5 protein-coding genes are annotated in these 13,712 nt (G+C 69.3%); 4 read left to right on the top strand and 1 reads right to left on the bottom strand.

Annotation, left to right across the window (positions count from 1 at the left end; genetic code table 11):
* The first annotated feature begins 79 nt into the window (after positions 1–79).
* Genes dapB through AB0M01_RS02445 form a run of 4 tightly spaced genes read left to right on the top strand, consistent with a single transcriptional unit; the run spans position 80 to position 4,547 of the window.
* On the top strand, positions 80–826 hold the full coding sequence (gene dapB, locus AB0M01_RS02460; RefSeq protein WP_363665073.1) for a 4-hydroxy-tetrahydrodipicolinate reductase: 747 nt from the start codon (positions 80–82) through the stop codon (positions 824–826).
* Between the two features lie 43 nt (positions 827–869).
* The gene (locus AB0M01_RS02455; protein ID WP_363665072.1) at positions 870–1,700 is read left to right on the top strand and encodes an alpha/beta hydrolase; all 831 of its coding nucleotides are present in this window, start codon (positions 870–872) and stop codon (positions 1,698–1,700) included.
* Positions 1,697–3,322 (top strand): AMP-binding protein, encoded by a 1,626-nt coding sequence (locus tag AB0M01_RS02450; RefSeq protein WP_363665071.1) that lies wholly within the window; start codon positions 1,697–1,699, stop codon positions 3,320–3,322. The genes AB0M01_RS02455 and AB0M01_RS02450 overlap by 4 nt, the downstream gene beginning before the upstream one ends.
* Positions 3,323–3,326: 4 nt before the next feature.
* Entirely contained in the window at positions 3,327–4,547 is a 1,221-nt protein-coding gene (locus AB0M01_RS02445) for an FAD-dependent monooxygenase (RefSeq protein WP_363665070.1), read from the top strand.
* Here AB0M01_RS02445 and AB0M01_RS02440 read toward each other — a convergent pair.
* The gene (locus tag AB0M01_RS02440) at positions 4,540–13,668 is read right to left on the bottom strand and encodes an amino acid adenylation domain-containing protein (RefSeq protein WP_363665069.1); all 9,129 of its coding nucleotides are present in this window, start codon (positions 13,666–13,668) and stop codon (positions 4,540–4,542) included. The genes AB0M01_RS02445 and AB0M01_RS02440 overlap by 8 nt on opposite strands.
* Positions 13,669–13,712: the final 44 nt, after the last annotated feature.

Below are 13,712 nucleotides of genomic sequence, written 5' to 3'. Positions count from 1 at the left end.
CTCCGCACCCGGTGCGGGTCTCATCCGGTGAGACTTCGCACACTGGAGCCGTGCGGTCAACTTAGGTTAGGCTATCCAAATGATTCGAGTTGCTGTGTTGGGGGCCCGCGGACGCATGGGCGTCGCGTCGGTCCGCGCCATTGAGGCCAGCTCCGATTTGACCGTGGTCGCCGAGATCGACATCGACGACGACGTGCAGGACATCGTCGACAACAACGCGGACGTCGTCCTCGTCTACTCGCCGCCGGACGTCGCCCACGAGCACGTCCAGTGGTGCATCAAGCACGGCAAGCACGTGGTGGTGGGGACGTCCGGCTTCGACGAGGCGGCGGTGGAGCGGATCCGCGCCGCGCTGGTCGACCACGACGAGGTCAACGTCTTCGTGGTCCCGAACTTCTCGGTCAGCGCGGTGCTGATGACCAAGTTCGCGACCCAGGCCGCGCCGTACTTCGAGTCCGTCGAGATCATCGAGATGCACCACCCCGGCAAGGTGGACGCACCGTCGGGTACGGCGCTGCACACCGCCGAGCTGGTCGGTCGCGCGCGTACTGAAGCAGGGTGCGCCCAGTCGCCCGACGCCACCTACCTCGACCCGTACGGCGTACGCGGCGGCCGGATCGAGGGCGTCTCCGTCCACTCGGTCCGGGTCCGTGGCTTCATGTCGTCGCAGGAGGTGCTGCTCGGGGTCGACGGCGAGATCCTGCGGCTGCGCTACGACTCGGTGACGCGCGAGTCCCTGATGCCCGGCGTGCTGACCTCGCTCCGCGCCGTCCCGGAGCTGTCCGGGGTGACGGTCGGTCTCGACGCCGTCCTGAAGCTGGGCTGACCCGAAGCAACGACAGGCATCAGCCTGTGAACAAGGAGTGCTGATGCCGGTCCTGCCGGTCCACGGCCTGAACCTGACGTACGACGTGGCCGGCGAGGGCGACCTGGTCGTCCTCGTGATGGGCACCGGTGCCAAGGGCAACGTCTGGACGTTGCACCAGGTCCCGGCGCTGGTCGGCGCCGGGTACCGGGTGGCGACCTTCGACGCCCGCGGCATCAGCCCGACGACTCGGCCGGCGGGCACGCACTTTCCCCGCATCACGATGGACGACCTGGTCGACGACGTCGCGCAGCTGATCGAGCACCTCGGCGGCCCCGCGCACGTCGTCGGCACGTCGCTGGGTGCCCGTGTCGTCCAGGAGCTGGCGCTGAGTCGCCCACACCTCGTACGACGAGCAGTGGCGCTGGCCGCGCACGGTCGCCTCGACGAAGTGACCCGGCGTCTGAGCGCCGGCGAGCGGCAGTTGTTCGACACCGACGTGGTGCTCCCGGCGGAGTACAAGGCCGCCGTCGACGCGATCGTGAACCTGTCTCCCGCGACCTTGCGGGACACCGCCCGCGCGCGGGACTGGCTCGACGTCCTGGCCTACTCGGCGGGCCCGATGGACGCCGGCAAGCGCGGTCAGCTCGAGCTGTCCGCCGAGCTCGACAACCGGCTCACGGCGTACGCCGCGATCACCAGGCCGCTGCTCGTCGTCGGGTTCGCCGACGACCGGGTGGTCCCGACCTACCTGTGCCGTGAGGTCGCCGACGCCGTACCGGGTGCGGAGTACGCCGAGATTCCCGACGCCGGCCACTTCGGCTACCTGGAGCAGCCGAAGCAGGTCAACCAGCTGATCCTCGACTTCCTCGCTGACGAGATTGGAAACCCATGAGCATCGAACCGCTGGCCCTTGACGGGGTCGTTCCGTTCCCGCCCGAGACGGCGGCCAAGTACCTCGCCGAGGGGAACTGGCGCGATCAGACCCTGCCGGAGCTGCTGTTCGCCACCGCGGAGCGCCTTCCCGACAAGCTGGCCGTCATCGACAGCAACGCCCAGCTGACCTACGCGGAGCTCACGGACAAGGTCCTGCGCCTCGCGGCCGGCCTGCAGGAGCTGGGGCTGAACCGCGGCGACCGGGTCGTGGTTCATCTGCCGAACATCCACGAGTACATCGTCTTCGTCTTCGCCCTGTGGGAGCTCGGCGGGGTTCCCGTCGTCGCTCCGATCGCGCACCGCCGGGCCGAGATCGAGCACTTCGTCGAGATCGCCGAGGCCCGCGCGTACATCACGATCGCCTCGGACAGCGGCACCGACCTCGCGGCGATGGCGGCCGACCTGAAGGCCAAGTGGCCGCAGCTGGAGCACACCGTCGTCCTCGAACGTGGTGGCGGTGGCGCGGAGTACGACGCGTTGCTGTCCAGGGGAAAGCTCGAGCACGCGCGCCGGTGCAACCCGCAGGACGTCGCGCTGCTGCAGATGTCCGGCGGTACGACGGGCGTTCCGAAGCTGATGCCGCACACCCACCAGACCTACGGCTACGCGCTGCGGCGCAGCGTGGGGGAGCGCGGCATCACCGAGCGCACCGTGCACCTGCTGGTGATCCCGATCTGCCACAGCATGTCGACGCGTTCGCCCGGGTTCCTCGGGGCGTTCAGTGTCGGCGCCACCATCGTGATCGCTCCGAACGGCAGCCCGGACACGACGTTCCCGATGATCGCCAAGCACGGGGTGACCCGGGTCTCGCTGGTCCCGCCGATCCTGCTGGCCTGGCTGAACTCGTCGCTGCGCAAGTCCTACGACCTGTCCAGCCTGAAGACGATCATGTGCGGCGGCGCGAAGCTGGTCGAGGAAGTGGCGAGCCGGGTCGAGCCGGAGTTCGGCGTACAGCTGTCGCAGAGCTTCGGGATGGGGGAGGGCCTGGTCGTCAGCAATCCTGCCGACGTCGACCGGGCGACCAGTGTGCGGTACCAGGGCCGCCCGGCCTCGGCGGCCGACGAGATCCTGGTCATCGACGACGAGGGCAACGAGGTGCCACCCGGCGCGCCCGGTCACCTGCTGACCCGCGGACCGTCGGTGATCCGCGGCTACTACCGCAACCCGGAGCAGAACGCGCTGGCCTTCACCAGCGACGGTTTCTACCGCACCGGTGACATCGTCGAGCGCGACGAGCGCGGGTTCATCCGGGTCGTCGGGCGGTCGAAGGACCAGATCAACCGCGGCGGCGAGAAGATCGCGCCCGAGGAGCTGGAGAACGCGCTGATCTCGCACGCCGGCGTCCACAACGTCTCGGTGGTCGGCATCGACGACGATGTGCTCGGCGAACGCGTCAAGGCGTACCTGATCCCCCGGACCCCGGACAGCGCGGCCGAGCTCACCTTGGGCAAGCTGCGGCAGTTCCTGCGCGACAAGGGTCTGGCCACGTTCAAGCTCCCCGATGTCGTGGAGGTCGTCGACGAGTTCCCGTACACCGCGGTCGGCAAGGTCAGCAAGCGGCTGCAGCGTGAGCTGAACTAGCCGCATGCCGACCGAGAGCACACGTGTCCTGGTCGTCGGCGCGGGCCCTGTCGGCATGGTCTGCGCGCTGGCGCTGAACCGGCTGGGCGTTCCGGTGACCGTCCTCGAGTCCGAGCCGGCGCCGGTACGGGACCAGCGCGCGGCGAGCATCCATCCGAGCACTCTGGAGATGCTCGACGACCTGGGTGTCACCGAGAAGATCCGGCCGCACGGCCTGGTGTCGAGCACCTACCGCTTCCACGACCGGCAGACCGGCGACGTGGTGGCGGAGTTCGATCTCGGCCGGCTCGCGGACGAGGTGCGGTTCCCGTACGTGCTGCAGTACGAGCAGTACAAGCTGACCGCCGCCATCGCCGCGGAGTACGCCGACGAGTCCGACTTCGACGTCCGGTTCTCGCACACGCTGACCGGTCTGACCGAGACCGCGAGCGGTGTCGAGGCCGAGATCACCTCACCCGCAGGCGCCGAGCGCCTGCGGGTGGCGTACGTCGTCGGCTGCGACGGTGGCCGGTCGACGGTCCGCAAGCTGGCCGGGATCGACTTCGAGGGGTTCACCTACCCGGAGCGGTTCATCAAGATCGCGACCAGCTTCGACCTGAGGACGGTCCGGCCGGAGCTGTCGTTCCGCAACTACTTCTCCGACCCCGCCGAGTGGGCCAACGTGTTCAAGGTGCGCGGAGAATCGCCCGGGGGGCTCTGGCGGGTGATCCTGCCGATCGGCGCCGACGAGGACGACGCGACCGCGCTCTCGCCGGAGCGGGTCGAGCAGCGGCTGCAGAAGTTCCTCCCCAAGACCGGCCCGTACGACGTCGAGTACCGCGACGTGTACGGCGTCAACCAGCGCGTGGCCGCGACCTTCCGCCAGGGGCGCATCCTGCTGGCCGGCGACAGCGCGCACGTCAACAACCCGATCGGCGGGATGGGGATGAACGGCGGCATCCACGACGCGATCAACCTGACCGAGAAGCTCGCGAAGGTCATCGCCGGGGCGGCGGCCGACGACGTACTCGACCTGTACAGCCGCCAGCGCCGTCATGCCGCGGTGAACTACGTGCAGGCGCAGACGATCGCCAACAAGCGGCTGCTGGAAGAGCGTGACCCCGAGGTACGCCGGCAGAACTTCGACGCCTTGCGCCGTACGGCGGAGAACTTCGACACCGCGCGCGCGTACATGCGTCGTGCAGCGCTGTTCGACAGCCTGCACGACGCCGCCGCGGTTACCTGATCAGCAACTTCGTGAGCAGCGGACCCCACTTCGGCAGCCCGGAGTGGGGTTCGACGATGGACTGGTGGTCCTCGTCCTCGGCCACGAAGAACGAGAAGTCGGTCAGGTGACCGTCCCATCCCAGCGAGTCCTCGCGACCCAGCTCCGCCACCCGGGGCGTGTGCGTCGCGGACGACGCGACCACCAGCGCCTCGACGTCGAGGCTGCCCTGCGTCGGCGCTGACGTCAGGACGTCGCACCGGCGGCCGGCCGTCTCGACCGCCTTCAACTGCTTGCTGTCGGCAAGCAACTCTTGGTACGCCTCCTCGCCGAACGCCTTCAGCATCTCCTCGCGCATCGCCTCGGGGGAGTCCGGTGCCGCCGGTTCGTTCGCGCCGGCCGGCATCGCGTCCACGATCACCAGCGGCCCGACGCGCTCTCCGCGGGAGAGGAGCTGGCGGGCCACGGCGTACATGATGTGGCCGCCGTACGACCAACCCAGCAGCTCGTACGGTCCGCTGGGCTGCAGCCCCTGGATGACGTCGGCGTACGTCGAGGCCAAGTCGTCGAGGTCGTCGAACTCGACGTCCAGACTCACGATCGCCGGATCGTCGATGCCGACCAGCCCGACGCCGGGCGGCAGGTACTCCGCCAGCTCCGAGTACATCGACGAGGCGCCGAACTTCGGGTGCGCGCAGAACAGCGTGCGGCCGTTCCGGGACGGCGTGAACCGGGTCGCGATCGCGCTGATGCCGACCTCGGTGTCCCCGTCCTGCCGCAGCTTCGCGTCGACGGCCGCGCTCAGTTCGCCGATCGTCGACGCGGTGATCACGTCGCGCATCGCGATCTCCGCGGGGAACTTGCGGTTCAGCTGCGAGGCGAGCCGCATCGCCGCGAGCGAGTGCCCGCCGAGGCGGAAGAAGTCGTTCGCGGCGCCCAGGACCAGTTCCTCGTCGAGGCCGAGCACGTCGCGGAAGATCGCGGCCACCGCCAGCTCCGTGTCCGACTCCAGCGCCCGGCCCGTGCCGAGCCCGGACGCGGCGACATCAGCCGGAGGCAGCGCTCGCCGGTCCAGCTTCCCGGTCGGGGTGAGGGGGAACGACGTCACCGCGACCAGCGCTGCCGGGACCATGTAGTCCGGCAGGTACTTGGCCAGGTAGCTCCGCAGCGACTCACTGACGTCATCGTCCGAGGTGGTGCTGTAGTACGCCGCCAGCTGCTTTCCCGTGGCGTGCTCGAAGGCGACCACCTCGGCGCGCGTGATCCCGGGGAAGCCCTGCACCACGTCACGGATCTCGTCCGGTTCGATCCGGTAGCCGCGGATTTTGATCTGCTCGTCGGCGCGACCGAGGAAGTCGATCATCCCGGCGTCGTTCCAGCGGGCCAGGTCCCCGGTGCGGTACATCCGTTCGGCCGGCTCCCACGGACAGGCGACGAACCGTTCGGCGGTCATCGCGGCCTGACCCCAGTACCCGCGCGCGGTGCCCTCGCCGGCGAGGTAGAGCTCGCCCGCGACACCGGGCAGCGCCGGCTGCAGGTTCTCGTCGAGGATGTAGGCGCGGGTGTTGAAGATCGGCGTACCGACGCTCGACGTGGTGCTGTCGGCCAGATCGGCGCCGAGGGCGTTGATCGTGTACTCGGTCGGCCCGTACAGGTTGTACGACTCGACACCGGGGGCGTCGCGCAGCTGCTGCCACAGCCGGTCGGGCACGGCCTCGCCGCCGAGCGAGACGAAGACGACACCGGGCGCGTCGTCGGAGACGGATCGGCCGGCCGGCCGGTCGCGTTCGAGCAGCCCTTCCTCGACCAGCAGCTGCCCGTACGACGGGGTGACGTCGAACCCGTCGATCCGTACCTCGTCGTAGTGCGCCAGCAGCCGCTGGTGGTCGCGCCGCATCTCTTCGTCGATGACGTGCACCTCGTGCCCGTTCAGCAGCCAGAACAGCTGCTCCCAGGAGGCGTCGAAGGAGAACGACGTCGTGTGCGCGATCTTCATCCGGCGCCCGCGCTGGTGGTCGACCACCCGGTCGAAGATCTTCTCGACGTGGTTGACGTACATGTTGGTCAGGCCGCGGTAGCCGACGGCGACGCCCTTGGGCCGGCCGGTGGTCCCCGAGGTGAAGATGATGTACGCGAGGTTGTCGAGCGACACCTCACCGCCGCGTTCCGCGGTCGTGATCGGAGCGGTGTCCAGCTGCGCGAGGTGATCCGCCGTCGTGCCGGAGTCGAGGTTGACCACCGTGCCGATGGCACCGGTGAGCCGGTCCGCGTCGCGGTTGGTCACCAGCGTGACGGTCGGCTCGGCGATCTCCAGCATGTAGCCGATCCGCTCGTCGGGGAGTTCGCAGTCCACCGGAACGTACGCCGCTCCGATGGCGAACACCGCGAACATCGCGATCACCGTGCGCTCGTCGCGCGGCAGCACCAGCGCGACCCGATGCTCCGGCCGTACTCCCTCGGCCAGCAGCAGGCGCGCGTAGCGGTTCACCTCGGCGGAGAACTCCGTGAAGGTGAACGAGCGGTCGCCGGCGACCAGCGCGGTCTCCGCCGCGGACACGAGCACCTGCCGGTCCAGCAGTTCGGCGACCGTGACCGCTTCGACCTCGCGGACGAGGTCAGCGGCGACACCCGTGTGCGGGGTGGTCTCGTCCGGCAGCAGCGCGGACAGCGTGCCGACGGGCTCGTCGAGCCGGCGGGTGAGCGAAACGAGCACCTGGACGTAGCGCTTGAGCAGCTGCTCCGCGGCCGTGGCATCGAAGATGTCCTGGCGATAGGACAGGCGCACGTGCACTGTCGCCGAGCCGTCGAGCTCTTCCGGGTCGACCGCGAACGTCACCGGGTAGTGCGTCGAGTCGTCGACCTTCGCGCCGACGACCTCCAGCCCACCGGTGTCCTGCCCGGCGCGCTTGCCGACCGGCACGTTCTGCACCACGAACAGGGTGTCGAACAGGACCGGAGCTCCCGCGTTGGTCTGGATCTGGGTCAGCGACGCCTGCGGATGGTCGATGACGCGCAGCTGCTCGGACTGGACCCGGGCCACGACCTGCCGGTTCGTCGCGAACGGCGGCACCTGCACCCGCATCGGGACGGTGTTGAACATCAGCCCGATGATCCGGTCGGCGTCGGGCAACGCCGGCGGACGGCCGGAGACGGTGTTGCCGAAGACGACGTCGTTGCTACCGGTGAGCCGGCTGAGCGCGATCCCCCAGGCGGTCTGCAGCAAGGTGCCCACCGTGACCTTGGCATCGCGTGCGGCACCGAAGACCGTCGCGGCCTCCGACGGGCTGAGGTCGAGGTGGAGCTCACCGGTCTCGCCCTGCCGGTCGCCGCGGTCGACGAAGTCGGGGCGCAGCAACGTCGGGCCGGACAGGTCCGCGAGGTAGTCGTCCCAGGCGCGGTAGGCGCTGTCGGGATCCTGCTCGTCGACCCAGTCCAGGTAGGAGCGGAACGACGCGGCCGGCACCCGATCGACGTACCCGGCGTCGGCGTAGATGCTGAGGATCTCGGCGAGCAGCGCGTTGATCGACCAGCCGTCCAGCAGGATGTGCTCGAAACTCATCACCAGCGTCCAGGTCGCGTGGTCGTGCTCGAGCAGCGTGAAGCGGATCAGCGGCGGGACCTCGAAGTCGAACGGCTCACCGCGCTCGGCCGTCAGGTACTGCTCCACCTCGACCCCGAGGCCGGCCCACTCGTCCAGGCGAACGACCCGGACCGGGACTTCGACGCCGGCTGGGACGACCTGTACGTCGCCGGGCGGGACGAACGCCGCGCGGACGTTGGGATACCTTTGCATCGCCTGGGCGATGGCGTTCGTCATCCGCTCGGGATCGAGATCGCCCTTGAGGCGCCGGGTGATCTGCGAGACGTAGGTGTTGTGGTCGTCGGACTCGCGGGACCGCAGCAGGTGGTAGAACAGCCCGCGCTGCAAGGGCGCCAGCGGAAGGATCTGGGCGTCGTTTCCGTAGCGGGCCCGGATCGCCTGCTCTTCGGCCGGCGTAAGCGTGACCCGGTCGGCGCGCCGCAGCGTGAAGGCCTCCCGGCGATCGGCGGCAGGGATTCCGGCGAGCTGTTCGGTGATGGCGGCGGCCAGCGCCGAGGTGTCGACCTCGTCAGTCGACGGCACCCAGACCCGGACGACGTCTCCGACGAGCACGTGGATGTCGAGTCCGTCCGCCGGCACAGCCTCGGTGACCAACTCCGCGTCGCTGCGGAACACCCTGACCCGGATCCGGGGAACCGGAAGGTCGTCGAAGAAGCGGCTGAACCGAGGGTGCCCGGCCAGCGCGGCGTACTGGGCCGCTTGCTCGGGGCTCAGTACGACGGCGTCCTCGGCGAGCAGGACCGGGAACCTCCGCGTCGTCAGGGGACCGTCGGACTCGTGAAGCTCCACGACCACCTCAGCTTCGGCGGTCCCGGCCAGGGCCTTGGCCACGGCTGCCAGTACGACGGACCGGAGGGACGTCTCAGCCGCGGCGGGAGCCTGTTGTTCGCCTGCGACCGCATCGGCGAGCTGATCGACCCAGTCCTCCCAGAACGGATCGTCGAGGATCGCCGTCAGCTCGTCGTCGGTGTAGCCGGCCGCGGGCCGAGCAGGCGTGACGACCATCGGGATCTTCGCCTGGTACGCCGTCACCAGTTCGGTGAGCTTCGTCCGGATCGCGTCCAGCAGCTCGGGGGTGCCGGTCTCGGCGACCAGTTCACCGGTGCCGTCGTCGCGGACCGCCAAGCGCAGGCTGGGGACCGACAGCGCCTGACCGACATGCTCGATCGCCGCGCGCCAGAGTGAGTCCACGCTGATGTCGAAATCCGCGAGCGGCAACCGGAACTGGCTGCTGCCGGTGTCCTCGGCGGCTTCGGTCTCGCCGAGCCGGACGAGCTGGGCGAGCTGCTTGACCGTCAGTTCCGGGTACCGGGAACCGAGCACCAGGAAGCGCGCCGTACTCCGCAACAACCGGCCCGTGGTCTCGGCCGAGAACAGCTCGCGGGCCGCGTTCAGGTTCATCCCGAACGCTCCGCTGCCGAGTCGTTCGATGCTCGACACGAGATCGAACAGGGAGGGCTGCGACGCCAGCGGGCCGTCGGCGGTGGTCGAGACGTAGTTGGTGAGCGGCGTGTCCGCACCCGAGTCGCCGCCGCGATCGACGTAGGCGGCCATCACCTGGAACAGCGGGCTGATCCCGATCCGTCGCGGTGGATTCACCGCCTCGACCACGTGCTCGAACGGCACGAGCTTGTGGTCGGCGGCTTCGAGCATCCGGTCGCGGCACCGGAGCAGCGTCTGCGCGAACCCGGCGTCCGCGTCGATGTCGGCGCGGACCACGACGGTGTTCACGAAGTACCCGATCAGGTCGTGCAGCTCCGGCTGGTCGCGCAGGCTGGCCGGCGTACCGATCGGAACGGTGTCGCCGGCTCCTTCGTCCCAGAGCGCGAGGGAGAAGGCCGCGATCAACGCCTGCAGCGGTGTCGCCTTGTGGTCGACCAGGAACTCGTCGACCGTGGCGGTCTCGTCGGTGGTGAGGGCCGTCGTCGCCGGCCGGATGGTTCGTTCTTCGGTGACGTCACGGGCCTGGTCGAGCGGCAGGACGGTTTCGGTCGGGAGATTCGACAGCAGGTCCTGCCAGTACTGCAGGTCCGACTGGTAGCGGGAGTCCGGATCCTTCCGGTCGCCCAGCACGTGCCGCTGCCAGACGGCGAAGTCGGCGTACTGGGTCGCCAGGGGTGCGACCTCGGCGGGGTGTCCGGTCGCCGCTTCGAGGTAGAACGCGTTGAGCTCGTGGACGAGGGTCCCGAAGGAGTCGGCGTCGGTCACGATGTGGTGGCCGTAGGCAACCAGTACGTCGCCGTCGGCGTGCCGCAGCAGGTGGAACTTCAGCCCGAACTCGGTGGTGAAGTCGAGCGGGAGCGCGGCCACCTGGGCGATCTTGCCGGTGAGTGGCTCGGGGCCGGCGTCCTCGACCTCGAGGACCTGGTCGGGGACCGGGCAGATGACCTGGCGCAGCGACGAGCCGTCCTCGTCCGGGACGAGAATCGTGCGCAGGATCTCGTGCCGCGCGACGATCCGGCGTACTGCTGCCTCCAGAGCGTCGACATCGAGCTGTACGCCTGCCTGCAGCACGATCTCGGTCCGGTAGACCTGGCGCCCGGCGATCTGCTCGGTGAACCAGAGGGCTTGCTGTCCGTACGAGACGGGGAGGACGGCCGGGCGCGGCAGATCGCCGACCCGGGACGTGGGTGCTGCGGCCGTGGTGGCGTCGGCGACTCGGGCGAGCTCGCTGATGCGCGGGTGGTCGAAGACGTCGCGCAGGGTCAGCGCGGTGTGCAGCAGGGCGTTGGCGCGGGCGACGACCCGTGCGGCCAGCAGCGAGTGTCCGCCGAGGCGGAAGAAGTCGTTGTCGACGCCGAGCTCGGTGTCGAGATTCAGTACGTCGCGGAAGATGTCCGCCAGGGCGATCTCGGTCTCGGTCTTGGGCCGGCGGCCGTCGGTCGTACCGGTCAGGTCTGGTTGCGGTAGTGCCTGGCGGTCGAGCTTCCCGTTGGGCGTGACCGGGAAGCGGTCCAGTCGGGTGAACGTCGTGGGCACCATGTAGTCGGGCAGCGACTGCGCGACATGCTCGCGCAGTACAGCGTCGTCGGCGTCCGCGGTCACGTAGGCGGCGAGGTACTTGCCGCCGGCCGGGTGATCCAGCGCGACGATTGCCGCGCCGGATACTGCCGGGTGCTGTTCGAGGACCGCGCGGATCTCGCCGGGTTCGATGCGGTAGCCGCGGATCTTCACCTGGTCGTCGCTGCGGCCGAGATAGTCCAACTGTCCTTGGGAGTTCCGGCGGACCAGGTCGCCGGTGCGGTACAGCCGGGCTCCGTTGTCGGAGGCAACGAATCGGTCGGCGGTCAGGCCGGGCCGTCCGGCGTAGCCGTCGGCGAGTTGGACTCCGCCGAGGTAGAGCTCTCCGGCCACTCCCGCTGCTACAGGGCGCAGCCAGGTGTCGAGGACGTGCGCGGTCGTGTTCGCGACCGGGGTGCCGATCGTCGTGTTGCCGATGGCTGCGGTGCCGTCGCCGGTGACCTCGGTGGAGCCGTAGAAATTGTGCAGCGTTGCTTGGGGCGCGGCGGTCTGCATGGCGTCGGCGGTGCCTGCGGTGAGTGCTTCGCCGGAGGAGATCCAGTGCTGGACGGTGGCCAAGGCCGCAGTGTCTTCACGGACGAGGACGTCGGCGAGGCTGGGGACGGTCAGCAAGTGCGTGACGTGGTGGCGGGCGATGCTGTCGAGCAGATCGGCCGGATCTTGCGCGGGTACGACGACGACGCGGGTGCCGGCGATGAGTGGGCCGAAGAGTTCGGTGACGGCGTCGACGAAGCCGATGCCGCTCTTCGAGAGTGCGACGCTGTCCGGGGTGTAGCCTAGGACTTGTTGTCCCCAGGTGAGGCGGTTGACGAGTGCGCGGTGGGTGAGGGTGACGCCCTTGGGTTTGCCGGTGGTTCCTGAGGTGAAGATGACGACGGCGGCGTCGAGTGTGTTGAGCGGCCTGGACAGTACCGGGGCGGTCTGCTCGTGCCGTTGTTCAGCGAGCAGCTCGGCGGTGAGGGTGAGACTGGGCGCGGCGACGTCGAGGATGTGCTGGATGCGTTCCGCCGGGTAGCCCGGGTCGATCGGCACGTACGCCGCTCCCGCGCGCAGCACCGCGGCCTGCGCCACGATCAGGTCCACCGACCGGGTCATGGCGATCGCGACCCGGTCCCCGACTCGCACACCCCGGTCGACGAGGAGGTGAGCGATCGCGTTGACCCGGCTGTCGAACTGGGCGTAGCTGAGCTCGGTGCCTTCAGCAACGATCGCGACCGCGTCCGGACTCGTCGCCACGCGGCGGCGTACGAGGTCGTCGAGCGTCGTGTCGGGAACGTCGAGCGTCTCGCCGCGCGACGCCGGGGCGTCGGTGGCCGGGGCGAGTTCGTACAGGCTCCGGGGTCCGTCGAGGACAGCATCGAGGAAGCGGCTGAACTGTCCGGCGTGCGGCTGCGGATCGGCGGTGGAGCCTGCGGAGAGCTCGAGCCGGAGGCCGGTGTCCGCGCTGCGGTAGATCGCGAGGTCGAGCGATCCGACCGGGCCGGTGCTGATCGTTTCGGACTCACCCAGGCTCGGTGCCGATTCGAAGAGTCTGATGTTGACCGTCGGGAGCGCCAGGTACGACGTCTGGCCGCTGGGCCAGGCGCGGGCGATCTCGTGGTCCTCGGCGGTGATGTGACGCCGGGAGGTCTTCAGCTGCTCGGCGACGATCGCGAGGACGTCTCCGAAGGTGTCGTACGGGCTGATCTCGGTGACGACCGGGATCGCCCGGGAGATCGCGCTCGGGGTCTTCAGTGCTTCGCGGTCGTCGCGCAGCATCAGCGGGACCCGGACGGCGACGTAGTCGCGGCCTTCGGCCAGGGCGGTGTAGACGCCCCAGGCGGTGATCAGGGTGTCGGTCCAGGAGACGCGTGCGGTGCGCGCGAACTGTTGGATCCGTCCGTACGCGTCGTCGGTCAGCGGGACCGGAACTGGCCGGCTCGACGAGACCAAGGCCTCGGAGAGGTCGTCCGTGGTGCTGTGACCGGCGCTGTCGATTCCGAGGATGCCGTTCCAGTACGCGACGTCTTCGTCGGAGCCGATATCTGTCACGGGTTTGAGGCTGCCGAACCAGCGGTCGGGGACGGGGTCGCCGGCCTGGGTGGCGGTGTAGATCTCGGTGACGCGGCGGATGAAGAGCGAGATGCTGTAGCCGTCGACGAGCAGGATGTTGGTGACCAGGATCCAGGCCCAGCCGCCGTTGTCGCGACGAACCAGGGTCGAGTTGGTGGTCGGTTCGGCTGTGGCGGCGAGCTGTCCGCGGGCCAGTTCGCGGATCTGGTCGTCGCCCTGGCCGGCGTCCACGATCATCGTCGGCAGCGTGATGGTCGGGTCGACGGACTGGAAGGGGATCCCGTCCTCGGCGCCGAAACGGACCCGCAGGGCGTCGGTTTCGGCGAACGCCGTACTGATCGAGGACGCGAGGACGGCCGGGTCGACGGAGGCGTCCAGCCAGATCAGCTGGCCGGCGCTGAAGACCGAGGACTCGGGTGCGAGGTTGCGTGCCACCCAGTTGCCCCGCTGGCTCGCGGTCAGTTCCACACGATCAAAAGCCGTCAACGGAAGCACCCTCACATCTCGTGGAC

The organism is Kribbella sp. NPDC051770 (assembly GCF_040681455.1).
Taxonomy (GTDB): domain Bacteria; phylum Actinomycetota; class Actinomycetes; order Propionibacteriales; family Kribbellaceae; genus Kribbella.
The sequence above is the reverse complement of the archived record's forward strand: the minus strand, read 5'-3'. Positions and strand labels throughout refer to the sequence as shown.